Origin of the sequence: Pseudomonas sp. M2 (assembly GCF_015751845.1) — a bacterium.
Classification (GTDB): domain Bacteria; phylum Pseudomonadota; class Gammaproteobacteria; order Pseudomonadales; family Pseudomonadaceae; genus Aquipseudomonas; species Aquipseudomonas putida_E.
In genome coordinates this window covers 2,515,644-2,536,341 of record NZ_JADOUD010000001.1, presented here as the reverse complement: position 1 = coordinate 2,536,341, position 20,698 = coordinate 2,515,644, and the positions used below count along the sequence as shown (strand labels likewise).

Genomic DNA, 20,698 nt, shown 5'->3' with positions numbered 1-20,698 from the left:
TTACGCAGGGATCGCCTCTGCAGCCGCCTCCCGCTCCCAGACCCGATGCCCTTCCACGGCTTTGACGAAGGCATCCACTGCCTTCTGATCATCCCCAAGCAACAAGCCTTTGTCCTCCTTCAGGCCCAAGCTGCCCAGCAACGCTTTGGCCTCTTTGGCCAACACGATCGCCTTCAAATGCTTGTAACCCTCGAGCAGGAAGTGCTTGGCCACACCACTGCCGCTCAAGGCATCGATTGAAGCCTTGCCTCCCGGCACCACTATCCCGTCGAACATGATCGACGGCATACCCTCGATCGAAGCATCCACCGGCAATTGCTTGCCATCGGCGCTCTTCACCGGCGCCGAGGATGGCCCCAGCAGCATGGGCCGCGCGCTTTGTGCTTCGAGCGCCTTGACCAGCCTGTCGACGCTCGCGGCGTCCACGCCATCGGCGACCACAACGGCAATCTTGCGTCCCTTGATGCCCACATCTCCAGGGTGGTTCATCTGGCTCAAAGCCTTGGACTGCGCAAGCTTGCTACCTTTGACCTGAACCGTGCCCTGCTTGGGCGCCGGCAAGCCGAGGTTGGCCGCCACAGCCGCTGCCAGCTTCAGGTCGATATTGGCCAGGATCTCATTGACCTCACGCGCGCGGATTGCTTCGCGCTCCACCTTGCCCAATTCAAAGCTGTAGGCCTTGATGATGTGCTGCTGCTCGGTCGGGCTCATGCTCTGGAAGAACAGCCGCGCCTGCGAGAAATGATCGCCGAACGACTCGCTGCGCTGGCGGATCTTGTGTGCCTCGATGCGCTCCTGATAGCTCTCGAAGCCACCATCCTGCGCCGCCGGCGGCGTTTCCCGCGGCCAGCCGCCATCGATCGAATTGGGCTCGTAGGAAGCACGGCCCTTGTCGATGGTCATGCGGTGCATGGCGTCGCGCTGGCTGCTGTGGTTCGGCGCTACCGGCCGGTTGATCGGGATCTCGTGGAAGTTCGGGCCGCCAAGGCGGCTGATCTGTGTGTCGGTATAGGAGAACAGCCGGCCCTGTAGCAGCGGGTCGTTGCTGAAGTCGATGCCCGGCACGATATGGCCAGGGCAGAAAGCGACCTGCTCGGTCTCGGCGAAGAAGTTGTCCGGGTTGCGGTTGAGCACCATCTTGCCGAGCGGCGTCACTGGTACCAGTTCCTCGGGGATCAGTTTGGTCGGGTCGAGCAGGTCGAAATCAAACTTGTGCTCATCGGCCTCTGGGACGATCTGCACGCCCAGTTCCCACTCGGGGTAATCACCCGTCTCGATCGCATCCCACAGATCGCGGCGATGGTAGTCGGTGTCCTTGCCTGCCAGCTTCTGAGCTTCGTCCCACAGTACCGAATGCACACCCTGGCGTGGCTTCCAGTGGAACTTGACGAAGCTGGCCACGCCTTGGGCATTGATCAGGCGGAAAGTATGCACGCCAAAGCCTTCCATCATCCGCAGGCTCCGCGGGATGGCTCGGTCGGACATGGCCCAGATGACCATGTGCGCCGACTCAGGCACCAGCGAGACAAAATCCCAGAACGTGTCGTGGGCTGAACCGCCCGTGGGCATTTCATTGTGCGGTTCAGGTTTGACCGCATGCACGAAGTCGGGAAACTTGATGGCATCCTGAATGAAAAATACCGGCATGTTGTTGCCAACGAGGTCAAAATTACCCTCATCGGTGTAGAACTTAACAGCAAAGCCACGCACGTCGCGCACCGTGTCACCCGACCCGCGCGGGCCTTGCACGGTGGAGAAGCGCACGAAGACCGGGGTTATCTTTTCGGGGTCCTGGAGGAAACCGGCCTTGGTCAGTTCGCTATGGTTGCCGTAGCTCTGGAAGTAGCCGTGGGCACCGGTACCTCGGGCGTGGACGATACGCTCGGGAATGCGCTCGTGGTCGAAGTGGGTGATCTTCTCGCGCATGATGAAGTCTTCAAGCAGCGATGGCCCACGAGCACCAGCCTTCAGGCTGTTCTGGTTGTCGGCTACCTTCACACCCTGGTTGGTACGCAAGGCCTGGCCAGTGGCATCGCTGCGAAACGCCTCCAGGCTCTGCAGCTTGGCGTTGGTGTTGGCGCGGTCGGGGGTCTGCGTGCCGGCGGCCTCACTGTGCTTGGGCGCGTCCGTTTTCTTGCTGGTCATGGTCGGCTCTCCTCATCAGTCTTCAGGCTTGCCCTCTGCGGGCTCGTTCCAGTAGTGACTAGAGGGCTTTGGCGAGCGTTCAATCGGGATTACCAGTTGTCGCGTTATGCCTGATGGATTGGTCCATTACGAAATAAATGCTAAGAACAACTATTGGAAAAGGCTAAAATGCGCCACCCCAGCCAACCGCTGACCCAAATTCCATGCGCCCCACAAGGTTCGCTACGTGATCGAGTTCCAACATGTACACAAGACCTACCGCGTCGCCGGTAGGGAAATCCCCGCTCTGAACCCAACCAGCCTGACCATCGAAGACGGCCAGGTGTTCGGCCTGATCGGCCATTCCGGCGCAGGCAAAAGCACCATGCTGCGCCTGATCAACCGGCTGGAAGAGCCCTCTGGCGGGAAGATCATCGTCGACGGCGAAGACGTTACCGCCTTCAACGCCAACCAGCTGCGCGGCTTCCGCCAGCAAGTCGGGATGATCTTCCAGCACTTCAACCTGCTGGCCTCCAAGACCGTCGCCGACAATGTCGCCCTGCCGCTGACGCTGGCGGGCGGGCTGTCGCGGGCCGAAATCGACAAGCGCGTCACCGGGCTGCTGGCCCGCGTGGGCCTGTCGGACCACGCCAAAAAGTACCCGGCGCAGCTCTCTGGCGGCCAGAAGCAGCGCGTCGGCATCGCCCGCGCCCTGTCGACCAACCCGAAGATCCTGCTGTGCGACGAAGCCACCAGCGCCCTGGACCCGCAAACCACCGCATCGGTGCTGCAGTTGCTGGCCGAGATCAACCGTGAGCTGAAGCTGACCATCGTGCTGATCACCCACGAGATGGACGTGATCCGCCGTGTCTGCGACCGCGTCGCGGTGATGGACGCCGGCCATATCGTCGAGCAAGGCTCGGTGGCCGACGTGTTCCTGCACCCGCAGCACCCCACCACCAAGCGCTTTGTCCAGGAAGACGAGCAGGTCGATGAAGGCGAGCAGCGCGACGACTTTGCCCACGTGCCAGGCCGCATCGTGCGCCTGACCTTCCAGGGCGACGCCACCTACGCGCCGCTGCTGGGCACCGTGGCCCGCGAAACCGGTGTCGACTACAGCATCCTCGCCGGGCGTATCGACCGCATCAAGGATGTGCCCTATGGGCAGCTGACCCTGGCCGTCACCGGCGGCGACATGGAAGCGGCGTTCGACCGCTTCACGGCAGCTGACGTACATATGGAGGTACTGCGTTGATGGACGCCCTGAATTTCTTCGCCAATGTCGACTGGGCCGAAATCTGGCTGGCCACCATCGACACCATGATCATGCTGTTCGGCTCGCTGTTCTTCACCGTGCTGCTGGGCCTGCCACTGGGCGTGCTGCTGTTCCTCTGCGGGCCGAAGCAGATGTTCGAACAGCGGGGCGTGTATGCGCTGCTGTCGCTGGTGGTCAACATCCTGCGCTCGTTGCCGTTCATCATCCTGCTGATCGTGATGATCCCGATCACTGTGCTGATCACCGGTACCTCGCTGGGCGTTGCCGGCGCCATCCCGCCGCTGGTGGTGGGTGCCACGCCGTTCTTCGCCCGCCTGGTGGAAACTGCCCTGCGTGAAGTGGACCGCGGCATCATCGAGGCCACCCAGTCGATGGGCGCCACCACCCGCCAGATCATCACCAGTGCGCTGTTGCCGGAGGCCCGCCCGGGCATCTTCGCGGCCATTACCGTCACCGCCATCACCCTGGTCTCGTACACCGCCATGGCCGGCGTTGTCGGCGCTGGCGGCCTGGGCGACCTGGCCATCCGCTTCGGCTACCAGCGTTTCCAGACCGATGTAATGGTGGTCACCGTGGTACTGCTGCTGGTTCTGGTTCAAGTACTGCAGAGCGTGGGCGACAAACTGGTCGTGCATTTTTCCCGTAAGTAACCCCAATGGGGTCGGCCCGGCCGACCCGTTCGGGGGCCGTCGCGGCCCTCACAAGGAGTGATTCATGAAGAAGCTGCTTGCTGTCGCTGCCGCTGTCGCGGCGTTCTCGGCCCACGCCGGTGACCTGACTGTCGCCGCCACCCCGGTGCCGCACGCCGAAATTCTCAACTTCGTCAAACCGCAGCTGGAAAAAGAGGGTGTAAACCTGAAGGTGAAAGAGTTCACCGACTATATCCAGCCGAACGTACAAGTCGCAGAGAAGCGCCTGGATGCCAACTTCTTCCAGCACCAGCCGTACCTGGATGAGTTCAACAAGGCCAAGGGCACCAACCTGGTCAGCGTTGCCGGCGTGCACATCGAGCCGCTGGGCGTCTACTCGGCCAAGATCAAGAAGCTCGACGAACTGCCTTCCGGTGCCACCGTGGTCATCCCCAACGACGCCACCAACGGCGGCCGTGCCTTGCTGCTGCTGGACAAGGCCGGCGTGATCAAGCTCAAGGACAACAGCAATATCCTGTCGACCGTGAAGGACGTTGTCGCGAACCCGAAGAACGTGAAGTTCCGTGAGCTCGAAGCGGCCACCATCCCGCGTGTACTGACCCAGGTCGATGCTGCCCTGATCAACACCAACTACGCGCTGGAAGCCAAACTGAACCCGGAAAAAGACGCGCTGGCCATTGAAGGCAGCGACTCACCGTACGTGAACATCCTAGTTGCCCGCCCGGACAACAAGGACTCGCAAGACATGAAGAAACTGGCGGCTGCGCTGCATTCGCCTGAGGTGAAGCAGTTCATCACCGAGAAGTACAAAGGCGCTGTAGTGCCGGCGTTCTGATCAGAAATCCCCGGGCCGCTTTGCGGCCCCAGGATTTCATCGGCATGCAAAAACCGTCGGCCTGCTTTGCAGGCCTTTGGCGACACCAGGCCCCCCTACCTCCAAGCCTTGCGCAAGCGCATCAACGCCTCAGCAATCTCTCCCTCTGGCACCGCCGCAAACCCAAGCACCAACCCCGCGCGTTTATCCACAGGCACCTCGCTGTCCTCAAGCCAGTAACTGCTGAGCGGATTCACTTCCACTCCCACCGCCTCGGCCTTGGCCACCAGTTCCTGCTCGCGTGTAAAGTTATCCACATCGACTTTCACATGCAGCCCCGCTGCCACATCCGGCATCCCCGCAAGCCCCGGCACACCCACAGGCCACCCTGCCTTCAGCACATTGCGCCGGCTCAACGCCGCACGACGCATGCGGCGTATATGCCTCTGAAAGTGCCCCTGGGCCATGAACTCGGCCATCACGCACTGGGTTCCCACCTCGGAATGCCGCACTGCCAGCGCCCTGCCCTGGCTGAAAGCCTGCACCAACCGCGCCGGCAATACCAAATAGCCAAGGCGCAGCGCTGGGAAAGCGATCTTGCCAAAGGTACCGACGTACAGCACCCGCCCTTGCCGGTCCAAAGCCGCCAACGGCGCCAGCGGTGCTCCGTTGTAACGGTACTCGCCGTCATAGTCATCTTCGATGATCCAGCCATCCTGGCGCTCGGCCCAGGCCAGCAACGCCAAGCGCCGGGCCAGGCTCATGGTCACCCCCGTCGGGTACTGGTGCGCCGGGGTGACGTAAACCAAGCGACAGTCGCCAGCGAGGGCAAGCCTGGCGCAGTCGAGGCCCTCTTCATCTACCGGCACACCCCTCACCCGCCCGCCCGCTACTGCAAACGCATGCCCGGCGGCACGATACCCGGGGTTTTCCACAGCCACCTCATCCCCGGGCTGCAACAACAACTGTGCACAAAGACTTATTGCCTCCTGCGCACCACTGGTGATCACAATTTGTCCAGCCGTGCACGACATCCCCCTCGACCGACGTAGATACGCAGCGATCAATTCACGCAGTAACGGCTCGCCCGCCGGGTCGCCATAGCCAAGCTGCGCTGGATCGGGATTTCGCCAGAAGCCCGCTTGCAGCTTGGCCCAGACCTCAAAGGGGAACAGATCGAAGGCCGGAACACCTACCCGAAACGCCCGTGGCGGGCCAACTTTTGGGAATGGCAGATGGTTACTTTTCAGACGCTCCAAACGCTCACTGGAACGCCCACATCTGGATAAATCATCAGTGCTTTCTGAGCATTTTGTGGATAACCCTGTTGATAAGCCATGGGATAACCCTGTGGACAGTTGTGTGGATAGTTTCGGCAGATGGCAAACATAGGTGCCATCTCCAACCCGGCTTTCTATGTAGCCTTCGGCATACAGTTGGTCATAGGCACGCACCACGCTGTTGCGCGAGAGCGCGAGCATGCCCGCCAGGTCTCGTGTCGACGGCAGGCGCGTGCCGCTGCTCAAGCGCCCATCCAGCACGCGAGCGCGCAGCGCTTGATAGAGCTGCTGACTCAACCCTCGGCGTTGATCGAGGACGATCCCGGCGGGATCGAAAGGCAATACCAAAGGGCGCTCGCTCATCGCATTGGACCTATCAAAATCATCACCAATGGCTCTTAACCTGAACCAATAGCCTGCCTACGATGAAGCCAATCGACAAGGATCCGCCCATGTACAACAGCAAACCGCACCAGGAACACAACCTTGAGCGCCTGCATCAACAGATGCGGGAAACCCGCCTAGCCCTGCTTGTCACCCACGGCGAGCAAGGTCTGCTGGCCAGTCACATACCCGTGTTGATCGATACCAGCGAAGGTGACTTGGGCACCGTTTACGGGCATCTGGCCCGTGCCAACCATCAGTGGCAGGCCTTGGAGCAAGGTGTAGAAGCCTTGTTGGTTTTCGCCGGCCCTGACGCTTATGTCAGCCCCGGCTACTACCCGAGCAAGCTCGACAACCCCAAGGTTGTGCCCACCTGGAACTACTTGGCGGTGCATGCCTACGGCGTCGCTGAAGTGGTGCAGGGCGGCCCCGACCTGCTGGATATCGTCAGCCGCCTGACCGACCTGCACGAGCAAGGACGCAGCGCCCCATGGAAGGTCGCCGATGCACCCAGCGATTACATCGAAGGCATGCTCCGCGCCATCGTCGGCTTCCGCCTGCCCATCGCACGTCTGCAGGGGGCACGCAAACTCAGCCAGAACCGCTCAACGCAGGACATCGAAGGCGTACGCCAAGGGTTGGCCAGCAGTACCGATCAGCTAAACAATCAACTGGCGGCGCAGATGCGCACGCCCTGAAGGAACAGCCCCATGCCCAACGTCATCCTGCGCCCCGTCAGCGCCAACGACCACGCCGCGTGGCTGCCCCTGTGGCAGGCCTACCTGCGCTTTTATCAAACCGAACTGGCCGATGAAGTCAGCGCCGTGACATGGCAACGCATCCTCGACTCGCAGGAGCCAACCCACTCGGCGCTGGCCTGGATCGATGGCAAGGCGGTAGGCATGGTCAACTGGATCTATCATCGAACCAACTGGAGCATTGCCAACGCCTGCTACCTGCAGGACCTGTACGTTGACGGTAAGCAGCGCGGCCTGGGCGTTGGCCGGCAACTGATCGAACTGGTCAACGCCAGTGCCAAAGCGGCCGGCTGTTGCAAGGTGCACTGGCTGACACATGAAACCAACGCTACCGCCATCGGCTTGTACGAGCAGGTCGCCGAGCGACCCGGCTTCATCCAATTTCGCCAAACGCTGTGAGACGGGAGCAACGCATGAGTCAACCCAATAACTGGCAACCTGCGGCCCTGCCCCAGGCCGAGCCCCTTGAAGGGCGTTTCATCCGCCTGGAGAAGCTCGATCCGGCGCGTCATGCGGACGATCTCTGGGAGGTGCTGCAAGGTCCGCACTGCGATCCAGCACTGTGGGACTACCTGCCCTATGGCCCGTTTGCCGAGCGCGGTCCGTTCGATCAATGGCTTGCAGACAATGCCGCCAGCCGCGATCCGCTGTTTTACAGCGTCATCGACCGCAGCAGCGGCCAGGTACAAGGCATTCTGAGCCTGATGTCGATGGTGCCTGCCCACGGTCGCATCGAGATCGGCCATATTGCCTTCGGCGCAGCCATGCAACGCACCCCCAAGGGCACCGAAGCGGTATACCTGCTGGGCAAGCTCGGTTTTGAACTGGGTAATCGCCGACTGGAATGGAAGTGCAACAACGCCAATGCCCGCTCCAAGCGCGCAGCGGAGCGCTTTGGCTTCATCTACGAGGGTGTGTTCCGCAATCACATGGTGATCAAGGGCCAGAACCGCGACACGGCCTGGTACTCGATTACAGATGAAGAGTGGCCTGCAGTGGCGGCCGCTTTCGAGCGCTGGCTGAGTGCCGACAACCAGCGCCACGAGGGTCAGTCGAAAACGCTGGAAGCCTGCCGGGAGCAGGGCTGAGGCTCAGCTCAGGTTACGCTTGAGCTCCGCGATGTGCTCTGGCCCGATGCCACAGCATCCGCCGAGCAAGCTGGCGCCGCGCTGGCGCCAGTCTTGGGCCCAGCTCAGGTAACCCGGCGGGTCGAGGTCTTCGCGCAGCTCATCCAGGCCATCGTTGGCGGTGGCGTCCTTGGGTTGCGGCGGGAAGGCGTTAGCGTAGGCTCCGATGGCGATATCCACACCCAGGCGCTCGAACACTTCGCGCGCAGCGTCGATGGCAGCACCGATCACTTCCGGCTGGCTGCAGTTGAACAGCATGGCTTTGACGCCCAGCGTTGCTACTGCTTCGGCAGCTGCGGTCACACTTTCACCAGAACGCAGCTGCGGTACGTCGCCGACCTCTTCATCCTGCAAGGTGAACGATACCCACAACGGCTTGCCATCTGCTGGCAACTGGCCGGCAATTGCCTGCACTTCTGCGATCGCACTCTGGGTTTCGGCCAGCCACAGATCGACATACGGTGCCAGCCCCACCACCAGTGGGAGCAATACCTCGGACACGCGCTGTGGCTCGAACAGGTCAGGGCGGTAGGAGCCGAACAGCGGAGGCAATGAGCCAGCGACTCGCACTGGCCGTGGGCTGGCATCCGCCGCAGTACGTGCCAGCTGACCAGCGGTGGCGGCCAAGGCGAAGCCTTCATCAGCGAAGCGGTCTTCACCAATATGGAACGGCACCACTGCATAACTGTTGCTGGTGATCACCCCAGCACCGGCTTCGATATAGGCCGCATGCACCGCCACTACGGCTTCCGGCGCTTCGCTCAGTGCAAGTGCCGACCACTCCGGCTGGCGGAACGGCGCGCCTCGGCGCTGCAGCTCCCGACCCATACCGCCATCAAGAATTTCCAACGTCCGATCGCCCATATAACTTCCGCTTATATTGATATGAATAATATTCACTGGTGGCTTTAAACTTATAACTATTAAATATCGAAATCTGATTTTTTAACAACTTTTTCCAGGTGTCTTCATGCGTTTGCCTTCCTTGATTTGCGCAGGCCTTCTGGCCCTGAGCGCCACCTCTGCAGCCTTTGCCGGTGCCACACTGGACCGCGTCGAGTCGCGCAAGGAAGTCGTCAACGTACTGATGGAGAGCTACCCGCCGTTCTCCTTCCTCAATGAACAGAACCAGCTCGATGGTTTTGACGTCGATGTGGCCAAGGCGGTCGCGGCCAAGCTCGGCGTAAAGCTGCGACTGGAAACACCCTCCTGGGATGTCATTGCTGCGGGCCGCTGGAGTGGTCGCTACGACCTGTGCATCTGTTCGATGACGCCAAGCAAGGCCCGCGCCGAGGTGTTCGACTTCCCGGTGGAATACTACGCCTCGCCTGCGGTGATCGTGGTCAACGCCAAGGATGAGCGGATTCACACGGCCAAGGACCTCGACGGCCTCAAGGTCGGCCTGACCAGCGCCTCCAGCTATGAGAGCTACCTGAACAAGAACCTGGTTATCGAAGGCGCGGAAGACAAGAAGATCGAGTACCCCTTCGACTTCGTCCAGATTGCCCCCTATGACACCGACAACGTCGCCTTCCAGGACCTCGGCCTGGGTGCAGGCGTGCGCCTGGATGCGATCCTGACCAACTTGGTGACCGCGCAGCCACGCCTGGCCCAGGACAAGCGCTTCAAACTGGCAGGCGCGCCGCTTTACGAAGAGCCCAACTCAGTCGCCATCGAGAAAGGCGATCCAGAGTGGGACGCCAAGCTGCGGCAAGTGTTCGCCGAGCTGAAGGCCGATGGCACGCTGGCCAAGCTGTCGCAGAAGTGGATTGGCGCCGACATCAGTAAATGAGCGCCCATCAACCTGCACCCAAGCCCGTCGCCACCGCGACGGGATCACGCCTGTTCGGCTTTCGCACCCGTCTGTACCTGACGTGGCTGGTGCTGCTGTTGCTGTTCGTGGGTTTCTTTCTCAGCTTTGATCTGAAATTCTCGATCATCGTCGAGAAGTTCCCCAACCTGGCAGGCTTCAAGCTGGGCCCCAATGGCTTCCTGCAGGGCGCTGCGCTGACCCTGTTCCTGTGCTTGTGTTCTATGGTGGTGTCGGTGCTGTTGGGCTTTGCCGCCGCCCTGGCACGGTTGTCGAAGAGTGCGCTGATGTTCGGCGTGGCCAGCTTCTACACCTCGTTCTTCCGCGGCACGCCGCTGCTGATCCAGATCCTGTTGATCTACCTCGGCTTGCCCCAAGTGGGCCTGGTGCCAGGTGCAATCGCAGCGGGCATCATCGCCCTGTCGCTCAATTATGGCGCTTACCTGAGCGAAATCTTCCGAGCCGGCATCATTGGCGTTGCCTTGGGCCAGCGCCAGGCAGCGCTCGCCCTGGGCATGCGCCCGGTGGCGATCTTCTGGCACATCACTCTGCCCCAGGCCATGCGCACCATCATCCCGCCGAGCGCCAACCAGTTCATCTCGATGCTCAAGGACTCGTCGCTGATTTCGGTGATGGGTGTCTGGGAAGTGATGTTCCTGGCCCAGTCGTATGGGCGCTCAAGCTATCGCTACCTGGAGATGCTGACGACAGCTGCAGTGATCTACTGGGTGCTGTCGATCCTGCTCGAACTGGCCCAGGCCAGGCTGGAGCGGCATTTTGGCAAGGGCTATCAGCGCTAGGTCCAGCGCAACCGAGGGGTATTTGAGCTAGCGCCGCCCGCATCGCAAGGGGCCTGACAACCACCCAAAAAAAGGGGAGCATCCGCTCCCCAGAGGTTAACCGCTTGTAGATGAGGGCTTATGTCAGCCCTCGATCTCGATCAGGATCTCACCCGGCGTCACGCGATCGCCCTTGGCCACGTGGATGGCAACGACCTTACCGGCGATGGCCGCCTGCACTTCGGTTTCCATCTTCATCGCTTCGGTGATCAGCACTGCCTGGCCGGCCTTGACTGTGTCGCCTTCCTTGACCAGCACATCGACGATGTTGCCCGGCATGGTAGTGCTGACGTGGCCTGGCGCACTGGCCTGCTTGCGCTTGCTGCTGCCGCCGCCGACAAACTCGTTGAGGGGCTCGAACACCACTTCTTCCGGCATGCCGTCGATCGACAGGTAGAAGTGGCGCTTGCCTTCGGCCTTGACGCCAACGCCGGTGATGTCGACGCGGTAGGTTTCACCGTGCACGTCGATGACGAACTCGGTCGGCACACCTTCACCCCCCGGGGCGGCGACCGCACCGGCTTCCGGGATCGGCAGCAGCGCTTCAGGGGTGAGGGTGCCGGCTTCACGCTCTTCGAGGAACTTACGGCCAATGTCCGGGAACATGGCGAAGGTAAGCACATCTTCCTCGCTGTGCGCCAAGGCGCCGATGTCGGCACGCAGTTTGGCCATTTCCGGCTTGAGAAGATCGGCCGGGCGTACATCGATCACGTCTTCGCTGCCGATCGCCTGGCGGCGCAGTTGCTCGTTGACCACGCCAGGCGCCTTGCCGTAACCGCCTTGCAGGTACAGCTTCACTTCGTTGGTGATGGTCTTGTAGCGTTCGCCGGCCAGTACGTTGAAGAACGCCTGGGTACCGACGATCTGCGAGGTCGGGGTCACCAGAGGTGGGAAGCCAAGGTCTTCGCGAACCCGCGGGATCTCGGCCAGCACTTCGTTCATGCGGTTGAGTGCGCCCTGCTCCTTGAGCTGGTTGGCAAGGTTGGAAATCATCCCGCCTGGCACCTGGTTGACCTGCACGCGGGTGTCCACCGCAGTGAACTCGCTTTCGAACTGGTGGTACTTCTTGCGCACGGCATAGAAGTACAGGCCGATTTCCTGCAGCAGTTCCAGGTCCAGACCGGTGTCGAACTCGCTGCCCTTGAGCGCGGCGACCATCGATTCGGTACCTGGGTGGCTGGTCCCCCAGGCAAAGCTGGAGATGGCGGTGTCGATATGGTCAGCACCGTTTTCCACCGCCTTGAGCTGGCACATGGCGGCCAGGCCGGCAGTATCGTGGGAATGAATGAACACAGGCAGCGACTGCTCGGCCTTCAGCGCCTTGACCAGCTCGCCGGTGGCATACGGGGTCAAAAGGCCAGCCATGTCCTTGATCGCCACCGAGTCGCAACCCATGGCTTCCATCTGCTTGGCCTGGTTCACGAAGGCTTCGATGGTATGCACCGGGCTGGTGGTGTAAGCGATGGTGCCTTGGGCGTGCTTACCGGCAGCCTTCACCGCCTCGATGGCCACGCGCAGGTTACGCACGTCGTTCATTGCGTCGAAGATGCGGAACACGTCGATACCGTTGACCGCCGCCTTGGCGACGAACGCCTTGACCACATCATCGCTGTAGTGGCGGTAGCCCAGCAGGTTCTGCCCGCGCAGAAGCATCTGCAGGCGGGTATTGGGCAGCGCATTGCGCAGTTTGCGCAGGCGCTCCCACGGGTCTTCCTTGAGGAAGCGCACGCAGGCATCGAAAGTGGCGCCGCCCCACACTTCCAGCGACCAGTAGCCGACCTTGTCGAGCTTGTCGCAGATCGGCAGCATGTCTTCGGTCCGCATGCGGGTAGCCAGCAGGGACTGGTGGGCGTCACGCAGGATTGTGTCGGTAACAAAGATCTTCTTGGACATTCTTATCTCCTCATGGCGACAAGCTTGAAGCTACGAGCCGCAAGAAAAAGCCGATTCGCTTCAACTTGCAGCGGGTCGCTCACAGCTTGCAGCTGCATTCATAGGCCTGCGTGGGCGGCGATGGCGGCGGCGATGGCCAGGGCCAGCTCTTCGGGTTTGCGCTTGATCGAGTAGTTGGTCAGTTCAGGGTGGCTTTCGACGAAGCTGGTGTTGAACTGGCCGCTACGGAATTCCGGATTGCGCAGGATTTCCTGGTAGTACGCGGCGGTGGTCTTCACCCCTTGCACGCGCATGTCGTCCAGGGCCCGCAGGCCACGGTCCATGGCTTCTTCCCAGGTCAACGCCCACACCACCAGTTTCAGGCACATGGAGTCATAGAACGGTGGGATGGTGTAACCGGTGTAGATCGCTGTATCGGTGCGCACACCCGGGCCGCCAGGGGCGTAGTAACGGGTGATCTTGCCGAAACTGGGCAGGAAGTTGTTCTTCGGGTCTTCAGCGTTGATGCGGAACTGCAACGCGTAGCCGCGGTGCTGAATGTCTTCCTGCTTGACCGACAGCGGCAGGCCCGAGGCGATGCGGATCTGCTCGCGGACCACGTCGATACCGGTAATTTCTTCGGTGATGGTGTGCTCGACCTGCACGCGGGTGTTCATTTCCATGAAGTACACCTCGCCATCGGCGAGCAGGAACTCCACAGTACCGGCGTTCTCGTAGTTCACAGCCTTGGCTGCACGGACCGCCAGGTCACCGATGTAGGCACGCTGTTCGGGGGTGAGCTGGGGGCTTGGGGCAATTTCGATGAGCTTCTGGTTGCGGCGCTGGATCGAGCAGTCACGCTCGAACAGGTGCACCACATTGCCGAAGCTGTCGCCCAGGATCTGCGCCTCGATGTGCTTGGGGTTGACGATGCACTTTTCCAGGAACACTTCCGCTGAACCGAAGGCCTTGGTAGCTTCGGAGATGACGCGAGGGAAGTTCTGCTCCAGCTCTTCACGGCTGTTGCACCGGCGAATGCCCCGGCCGCCACCGCCGGAGGTGGCCTTGAGCATCACCGGGTAACCGATACGCTCGCCTTCGCTCAGGGCTTCATGGATGTCGGCAACGTTGCCTTCGGTGCCTGGGGTAACGGGCACGCCGGCCTGAATCATGGTGCGGCGCGCTTCGGTCTTGTCGCCCATGCGGCGAATGACGTCGGCGGCCGGGCCGATGAACTTGATACCGCGCTCGGCGCAGATCTCTGCCAGCTCCGCGTTTTCCGACAGGAAACCGTAGCCCGGGTGCAGGGCATCACAGCCGGTTTCCACAGCAAGATTCACCAGCTTGCGCGGGTTCAGGTAACCAGCCAGCGGCTCGGCACCAATGCTGTAGGCCTCGTCAGCGCGCTTGACGTGCAAGGCGTGACGGTCGGCGTCGGAATAGATCGCGACAGAGCGAATGCCCATCTCGGCGCAGGCACGCACGATGCGGACTGCGATTTCACCCCGGTTGGCGATCAGGATTTTTTTTATCACTGGAGTCTTCCCAAAGCCGTAGGAACAGTCGAGCCGGTTCTACCGGTCGGCGCGTGACCAAGCGTCGCTGGCCAGTCGCACATTCACCCTAGCGCTGTAGGTCGATAAACAAAAATCAATATTTGTTAGAGGCTGTATTAGCAAAAGCTTATAGTTAGGTAACAAGGTTTTACCGGAGCCTAGAATAAAAATGCGTAAGTCCTTGATGCGTATGACTTTGCGTCAGTTGCAGGTCTTCAATGAGGTGTGCGATTTGCGCTCATACAGCCGCGCCGCCGAGGAGATGGCGCTGACGCAACCCGCCGTTAGTCTACAAATTCGTCAGCTGGAAGAGCTGGTAGGGCAGCCGCTGTTCGAATACGTCGGCAAGAAACTTTACCTGACCGAAGCCGCCGAGGCGCTGCAGCGCGCCAGCCGGGACATCTTCGGGCGCCTGGAAAGCCTCGACATGCAGCTTTCCGACATGCAGGGCTCACTGCAAGGGCAACTGAAACTGGCGATCGAATCCAGCGCCAAATACTTCGTCCCACACCTGTTCGCCGCCTTCAAGCAACGTCACCCGGAGGTCAACCTGACCCTTACCGTGGTCAACCGCGCCCAGGCGATTCGGCGCCTTTCCGACAACCGCGACGACCTGATCATCATGTCCATGGTGCCGCAGGACATGGGCCTGGAGTTCCTGCCGTTTCTCAACAACCCGATCATCGCCGTGGCGCCGCCGGACCATGCGTTGTGCAAACTGGAGCAGTTGCGCCTGCAGGACCTGGAGCCTCATACACTGCTGGTCCGTGAACAGGGCTCAGGGACGCGCAAAGCCTGCGAGGAGTACTTCAAGGACAAGCGTGTGCACTTCACCCAGACGCTGGAGGTAGCGTCGGCCGATGCCCAGCGCGAATGCGTCATCGCCGGCCTTGGTATCGCCCTGCTGACCCGCCATGCAGTGAACATGGAGCTGGCCATGGGCGTGCTCAAGGAATTGCCAGTGGAGGAACTACCGCTGTACCGCAGCTGGTGTGTGGTGCAGGCCAAGGCCAAGCGGCAGTCACCGGTAGCCTTGGCCTTTCTGGCTTTCATTCGCAGCGAACGTGCGCTGATCAGCGCGCTTGTTGAGCGCTTTTCGGGGAAGCTGGCGCTGAAGTCTGCCACACCGTGAGGGCTTGCAGCTCCGGGTAGTCTGCAAGGTCGCGCAGCAGTTGACGTTGGTCGCAATAGCTTTCGATCGCACGGCGGTACTCCATGCGGCGCTGATCTTTTTCCTGCTGTTTGCGAGCCTTGGCGCTAGGTAGGTAAGAGCCATCGAAATCACGAGCCATGCCTGTCTCCCTGATCGAGTGCGGGGAGTTTCAGACTGGCTCGAGCGCTTTACCGTTTTGCTGAGGATTGGTGACAAATCGATGAAATTTGCAGATTCTTCCGCAATTGCCGATCAGTCATCCATCGCCTTGATCGACTTGGGCGACAACCGCAGGCTGCGCAAGCTGCGCTTCACACTCTTGAGGTGATTGACCAGGCTCGGCCCACGGGCCATGGCCACGCCCATGGCCAGCACATCGATCACTACCAGGTGGGCGATACGCGAGGTCAGCGGGGTATAGATTTCAGTGTCTTCGTGCACATCGATCGCCAGGTTGACGGTCGAAAGCTCGGCCAGTGGGGTCTGGCTGGGGCACAGGGTGATCAGGTTGGCGCCGCTCTCACGCACCAGGTTGGCGGTGATCAAAAGGTCCTTGGAGCGCCCGGACTGGGAAATGCATACCGCCACGTCACCCGGCTTGAGGGTGACCGCCGACATGGCCTGCATGTGCGGGTCGGAGTACGCGGCGGCACTGAGCAACAGGCGGAAAAACTTGTGCTGCGCGTCTGCAGCAACCGCGCCGGATGCACCAAAGCCATAGAACTCCACACGTTGCGCCTGCGCCATGGCACTCACCGCCTGTTGCAACGCGTGCGGGTCAAGGTGCTCGCGCACTTCCATCAGGGTGTGCAAGGTAGTGTCGAAAATCTTCAGGCTGTAATCGGCAACCGAGTCGTCCTCATGGATGGCGAACTGCCCGAAGCTGGCGCCGGCAGCCAGGCTCTGCGCCAGCTTGAGCTTGAGGTCCTGAAAACCTGAACAGCCGATCGCCCGGCAGAACCGCACGATGGTCGGCTCGCTGATACCCACGCTGTGTGCAAGGTCCGCCATCGAGCTGTGCATGACGGCAGCCGGGTCCAGCAGCACGTGGTCGGCCACTTTCAGTTCCGATTTGCGCAGCAGGTGGCGCGATTGGGCGATATGTTGCAACAGATTCACGGGCTGGACTCGGTTATGATCGGCTGGCCGGGATGTAGCTTTCTTGTAGTTATACTACATGGACGCCAACCCGCCCAGTTAAACGAACGTGGAGAGTGGTGGTTTGACTATTCCTTGCGACATTCTGGTGTTCGGCGGCACTGGCGATCTGGCCCTGCACAAACTGCTGCCGGCGCTCTATCACCTGTATCGCGAGGCACGCCTGAACATTGCCGTGCGCATCATTGCCCTGGCCCGGCGCAACCTGTCGCGCAACGAGTACCTGAAGCTCGCCGAACGCCATTGCCGAGTGCAGATCGCCCGGAGTGATTTCGACGAAGAAGTGTGGCAACGCTTTTGCGCACGCCTGGACTACTTTCCCATGGACGCCGCGCAAAGTGCCGACTTCGGGCGCCTGGCGCGCTACCTCGGCGAGCCTGGCGGGCTGACCCGCATCTATTACCTGGCCACCGCGCCCAATCTGTTCGTGCCGATTGCCAACCACCTACGGGTGGCGGGCCTGGCCGACCATGAGGCGCGTATCGTGCTGGAAAAGCCGATTGGCCATTCGCTGGAGTCGGCCACCGCCATCAACGAAGCGATCGGCGCGGTGTTCGAGGAATCTCAGGTGTTTCGCATCGACCACTACCTGGGCAAGGAGACCGTGCAGAACCTCATGGCTCTGCGTTTCGCCAATGCGCTGCTTGAACCGGTGTGGCGCAACGGGCAGGTCGATCATGTGCAGATCAGCGTCTGTGAAACCCTCGGTGTAGAAAACCGGGGCGGCTACTACGATCGGTCCGGGGCCACCCGCGACATGCTGCAGAACCACCTGCTGCAGCTGCTGTGCCTGGTAGCCATGGAGCCGCCTGCGCAGTTCGAGGCCGAGGCGGTACGCGACGAGAAGGTCAAGATTCTGCGCGCCCTCAAGCCAATCACCGGCCAGGACGTTCAGGACAAGACCGTGCGCGGTCAGTACGGTGCCGGGCACATCGGCGGCCAGGAAGTGCCCGCCTACTACTTCGAGAAGGACGTGGACAATGACAGCGACACCGAAACCTTCGTCGCCGTCCACGCCCACATCGACAATTGGCGCTGGGCTGGCGTGCCTTTCTATCTGCGCACCGGCAAACGCATGGCACGACGCTCGTCGCAGATCGTCATCCAGTTCAAGCCCGTCCCCCACGAGCTGTTCAACGGTGGCCAGGTCAACCAGCTGTTGATCCGGCTACAGCCCGACGAGCGCATCAGCTTGCGCATGATGACCAAAAGCCCCGGCAAAGGCATGCGCCTGGAGCCGGTGGACCTTGACCTCAACCTGGCGCAGGTGTTCGGCCAGACGCGTCGCTGGGAAGCCTATGAACGCCTGCTGCTGGACGTGCTGGAAGGTGATTCGACGCTGTTCATGCGGCGTGACGAGGTGGAAGCCGCCTGGGCTTGGGTCGACCCGATCATCAAGGGTTGGGAGGAGCATTTTCAGGCCCCCCGCCATTATGCGGCCGGCAGCAATGGCCCCGACCAGGCCAACAGCCTGTTGGCCAGGCACGGCAGGCACTGGCATGGCTGAAGAGGTACGCCACGCAACGATGGGCGGCGGCGCGGCAGGGTGAATATTTATACAGTAGGCGTTTGCCCCGTAACCGGCCTGCCCCTAGAATGGGCGGATGCACACAGATGACCTCTCCCTCCTGCTGAACTCCCTCAACGATGCCCAACGCCAGGCCGTCGCGGCCACGCTCGGGCGTCAGCTGGTGCTTGCTGGCGCCGGTTCCGGTAAAACCCGCGTGCTGGTGCACCGCATCGCCTGGCTGATCCAGGTCGAACAGGCCTCGCCGCACTCGATCCTGTCGGTGACCTTCACCAACAAGGCCGCCGCCGAGATGCGCCAGCGCATCGAGCAATTGCTGGGCATCAACCCGGCCGGCATGTGGGTGGGCACCTTCCACGGCCTGGCGCATCGGTTGTTGCGCGCTCACTGGCAGGAAGCCCGTCTGGTGCAGAACTTCCAGATCCTCGACAGTGATGATCAGCAGCGCCTGGTCAAGCGGGTGATCCGTGAGCTTGGCCTCGATGAGCAGCGCTGGCCCGCGCGCCAGGCCCAGTGGTTCATCAATGGGCAGAAGGACGAAGGCCTGCGCCCACAGCATATCCAGCCCGGTGGCGACCTGTTCCTGGGGACCATGCGCAGCATCTACGTGGCCTACGAGCAGGCCTGCGAACGCGCCGGGGTGATCGACTTCTCCGAGCTCCTGCTGCGGGCCCTGGACCTGTGGCGCGACCACCCGGGCCTGCTCGAACACTACCAGCGGCGCTTCCGTCACCTGCTGGTGGACGAGTTCCAGGACACCAACGCCGTGCAGTACGCCTGGCTGCGCCTGCTGGCTGGCAAGGGCGGCGGCAGCCTGATGGCCGTGGGCGACGACGACCAGTCGATTTACGGCTGGCGCGGCGCCAAGATTGAAAACATTCACCAGTACACGGCTGACTTCCCTGATGCCGAGATGATCCGCCTGGAGCAGAACTACCGCTCCACCGGCGGCATCCTCAAAGCCGCCAACGCGCTGATCGCAAACAACAGCGGGCGCCTGGGCAAAGAGCTGTGGACCGACCTGGGCGAAGGCGAGCCTCTGACCCTTTATGCGGCTTACAACGAGCATGACGAAGCGCGCTACGTGGTCGAGACCATCGAGAGCCTGATCAAGCAAGGCAATTCGCGCAGCGACATCGCCATTCTTTATCGCTCCAACGCCCAGTCGCGCGTGCTGGAAGAAGCGCTGCTGCGCGAGCGCATCCCCTACCGCATCTATGGTGGGCAGCGCTTCTTCGAGCGCGCCGAGATCAAGAACGCCATGGCTTACCTGCGCTTGATGGAAGGCCGTGGCAACGACGCCGCGCTCGAACGGGTAATCAATGTGCCGCCGCGTGGCATCGGTGAAAAAACCGTCGAGGCCATCCGCGAACATGCGCGCCACGGTCAGTTGTCGATGTGGGGCGCCATGTGCCAGTTGCTGGCAGCCAAGGCACTCAAAGGCCGGGCCGCCAGTGCATTGGGCGCTTTCATCGAGCTGATCGAGAGCCTGGCTGGCAAAGTCGCGGACATGCCCCTGCATACCATGACGCAGACGGTCATCGAGCAGTCCGGCCTGATCATCTATCACCAGGAAGAAAAGGGTGAAAAGGGCCAGGCACGGGTAGAAAACCTTGAGGAACTGGTCAGCGCCGCTCGCAACTTCGAAACCACTGACGATGACGCCGACCTTTCGCCGCTGTCGGCCTTCCTCGGCCATGCTTCGCTTGAAGCCGGCGAGGCCCAGGCTGACGAGCACGAAGACAGCATTCAGCTGATGACGTTGCATAGCGCCAAGGGCCTGGAATTCCCCTACGTCTTCCTGGTAGGCATGGAAGAAGGCCTGTTCCCGCACAAGATGAGCCTGGAAGAGCCAGGCCGCCTGGAAGAAGAGCGCCGCCTGGCGTACGTGGGCATTACCCGCGCCATGCGCCAGCTATTTATGACCTATGCCGAAACGCGTCGCCTGTATGGCAGTGAGACCTACAACAAGGTGTCACGATTCGTACGTGAAATTCCGCCTGGCCTGGTTCAGGAAGTGCGTCTTTCGAACAGCGTCAGCCGCCCGTTCGGCGGCGCCAAGAACACCAGCGCCAGCAGCCTGTTCGCCAATGCCAACATTCCGCAGACCGCTTTCAATCTGGGCCAGCGGGTACAGCATTCGGTATTCGGTGAAGGCGTGATCCTCAACTTCGAGGGTTCCGGCGCACAGGCGCGTGTGCAGGTGAACTTTGCCGAAGGCAGCAAGTGGCTGATGCTTGGCTATGCCAAGCTCGAAGCTATCTGAAGCCTGTGGGGCGCGCTGAAATATTTAGGCAAAAGCTGGAAACATTATGTCGCTGGTCATGTGCACAGGAACCTGTGCAACATGACGCGCGTGCAATCCACAA

Annotated in this window: 18 protein-coding genes; 11 read left to right on the top strand and 7 right to left on the bottom strand. The window is 61.4% G+C overall.

Going from position 1 to position 20,698, the window contains the following annotated elements; genetic code table 11:
• Positions 1–2,145 carry a catalase HPII gene (gene katE / locus IWW33_RS11815; RefSeq protein ID WP_115273178.1) on the bottom strand — a complete coding sequence of 715 codons (2,145 nt, stop codon included), beginning with the start codon at positions 2,143–2,145 and terminating at the stop codon, positions 1–3.
• A gap of 226 nt (positions 2,146–2,371) precedes the next feature.
• On the opposite strand from katE, the gene IWW33_RS11810 reads away from it, so the two are divergent.
• The 3 genes from IWW33_RS11810 to IWW33_RS11800 all read left to right on the top strand — a co-directional run bounded on the left by IWW33_RS11810 (position 2,372) and on the right by IWW33_RS11800 (position 4,885).
• Positions 2,372–3,379 carry a methionine ABC transporter ATP-binding protein gene (locus IWW33_RS11810; RefSeq protein WP_046786747.1) on the top strand — a complete coding sequence of 336 codons (1,008 nt, stop codon included), beginning with the start codon at positions 2,372–2,374 and terminating at the stop codon, positions 3,377–3,379.
• Positions 3,379–4,050 (top strand): methionine ABC transporter permease, encoded by a 672-nt coding sequence (locus tag IWW33_RS11805; RefSeq protein ID WP_039603885.1) that lies wholly within the window; start codon positions 3,379–3,381, stop codon positions 4,048–4,050. The genes IWW33_RS11810 and IWW33_RS11805 overlap by 1 nt, the downstream gene beginning before the upstream one ends.
• A gap of 64 nt (positions 4,051–4,114) precedes the next feature.
• On the top strand, positions 4,115–4,885 hold the full coding sequence (locus IWW33_RS11800) for a MetQ/NlpA family ABC transporter substrate-binding protein (RefSeq protein WP_012316868.1): 771 nt from the start codon (positions 4,115–4,117) through the stop codon (positions 4,883–4,885).
• A 95-nt stretch (positions 4,886–4,980) separates the two neighbouring features.
• Here the strand turns inward: IWW33_RS11800 and IWW33_RS11795 are convergent, their stop codons facing one another.
• Positions 4,981–6,507, bottom strand: coding sequence for a PLP-dependent aminotransferase family protein (locus IWW33_RS11795; RefSeq protein WP_174142391.1), 1,527 nt, complete (start codon positions 6,505–6,507; stop codon positions 4,981–4,983).
• Between the two features lie 89 nt (positions 6,508–6,596).
• Here IWW33_RS11795 and IWW33_RS11790 point away from each other — a divergent pair, with 89 nt between their 5' ends.
• Genes IWW33_RS11790 through IWW33_RS11780 form a run of 3 tightly spaced genes read left to right on the top strand, consistent with a single transcriptional unit; the run spans position 6,597 to position 8,374 of the window.
• Complete coding sequence (locus tag IWW33_RS11790; protein WP_174142390.1) at positions 6,597–7,226, top strand: FMN-binding negative transcriptional regulator; 630 nt, start codon at positions 6,597–6,599, stop codon at positions 7,224–7,226.
• A 12-nt stretch (positions 7,227–7,238) separates the two neighbouring features.
• The gene (locus tag IWW33_RS11785; protein WP_046786750.1) at positions 7,239–7,685 is read left to right on the top strand and encodes a GNAT family N-acetyltransferase; all 447 of its coding nucleotides are present in this window, start codon (positions 7,239–7,241) and stop codon (positions 7,683–7,685) included.
• A 14-nt stretch (positions 7,686–7,699) separates the two neighbouring features.
• Positions 7,700–8,374, top strand: coding sequence for a GNAT family protein (locus tag IWW33_RS11780; protein ID WP_174142389.1), 675 nt, complete (start codon positions 7,700–7,702; stop codon positions 8,372–8,374).
• 3 nt (positions 8,375–8,377) lie between these two features.
• On the opposite strand, the gene IWW33_RS11775 is transcribed toward IWW33_RS11780, so the two are convergent.
• Complete coding sequence (locus tag IWW33_RS11775; protein ID WP_046786752.1) at positions 8,378–9,277, bottom strand: homocysteine S-methyltransferase family protein; 900 nt, start codon at positions 9,275–9,277, stop codon at positions 8,378–8,380.
• 106 nt (positions 9,278–9,383) lie between these two features.
• On the opposite strand from IWW33_RS11775, the gene IWW33_RS11770 reads away from it, so the two are divergent.
• Both IWW33_RS11770 and IWW33_RS11765 read left to right on the top strand, forming a co-directional pair.
• Positions 9,384–10,205 carry an ABC transporter substrate-binding protein gene (locus IWW33_RS11770; protein WP_039604255.1) on the top strand — a complete coding sequence of 274 codons (822 nt, stop codon included), beginning with the start codon at positions 9,384–9,386 and terminating at the stop codon, positions 10,203–10,205.
• Positions 10,202–11,023 carry an amino acid ABC transporter permease gene (locus IWW33_RS11765; RefSeq protein WP_174142388.1) on the top strand — a complete coding sequence of 274 codons (822 nt, stop codon included), beginning with the start codon at positions 10,202–10,204 and terminating at the stop codon, positions 11,021–11,023. Before IWW33_RS11770 ends, IWW33_RS11765 begins: the two co-directional genes overlap by 4 nt.
• A gap of 123 nt (positions 11,024–11,146) precedes the next feature.
• On the opposite strand, the gene oadA is transcribed toward IWW33_RS11765, so the two are convergent.
• Complete coding sequence (gene oadA, locus IWW33_RS11760) at positions 11,147–12,955, bottom strand: sodium-extruding oxaloacetate decarboxylase subunit alpha (protein WP_046786754.1); 1,809 nt, start codon at positions 12,953–12,955, stop codon at positions 11,147–11,149.
• A 98-nt stretch (positions 12,956–13,053) separates the two neighbouring features.
• Complete coding sequence (locus IWW33_RS11755; RefSeq protein WP_046786755.1) at positions 13,054–14,469, bottom strand: acetyl-CoA carboxylase biotin carboxylase subunit; 1,416 nt, start codon at positions 14,467–14,469, stop codon at positions 13,054–13,056.
• 205 nt (positions 14,470–14,674) lie between these two features.
• On the opposite strand from IWW33_RS11755, the gene IWW33_RS11750 reads away from it, so the two are divergent.
• Complete coding sequence (locus IWW33_RS11750; RefSeq protein ID WP_161872865.1) at positions 14,675–15,622, top strand: LysR family transcriptional regulator; 948 nt, start codon at positions 14,675–14,677, stop codon at positions 15,620–15,622.
• On the opposite strand, the gene IWW33_RS26640 is transcribed toward IWW33_RS11750, so the two are convergent.
• Positions 15,564–15,782: a hypothetical protein gene (locus IWW33_RS26640; RefSeq protein WP_080765901.1), complete on the bottom strand. Its 219-nt coding sequence runs from the start codon at positions 15,780–15,782 to the stop codon at positions 15,564–15,566. The genes IWW33_RS11750 and IWW33_RS26640 overlap by 59 nt on opposite strands.
• Before the next feature lie 113 nt (positions 15,783–15,895).
• Positions 15,896–16,762, bottom strand: coding sequence for a transcriptional regulator HexR (gene hexR, locus IWW33_RS11745; protein WP_012316879.1), 867 nt, complete (start codon positions 16,760–16,762; stop codon positions 15,896–15,898).
• A gap of 103 nt (positions 16,763–16,865) precedes the next feature.
• Between hexR and zwf the strand changes: the two genes are divergently transcribed.
• Both zwf and uvrD read left to right on the top strand, forming a co-directional pair.
• Entirely contained in the window at positions 16,866–18,308 is a 1,443-nt protein-coding gene (gene zwf / locus IWW33_RS11740; RefSeq protein ID WP_046786757.1) for a glucose-6-phosphate dehydrogenase, read from the top strand.
• Positions 18,309–18,405: 97 nt separating this feature from the next.
• A complete protein-coding gene (uvrD, locus tag IWW33_RS11735; protein WP_174142386.1) occupies positions 18,406–20,595 on the top strand; it encodes a DNA helicase II in 2,190 nt (729 codons plus the stop codon).
• Positions 20,596–20,698 lie beyond the last annotated feature (103 nt).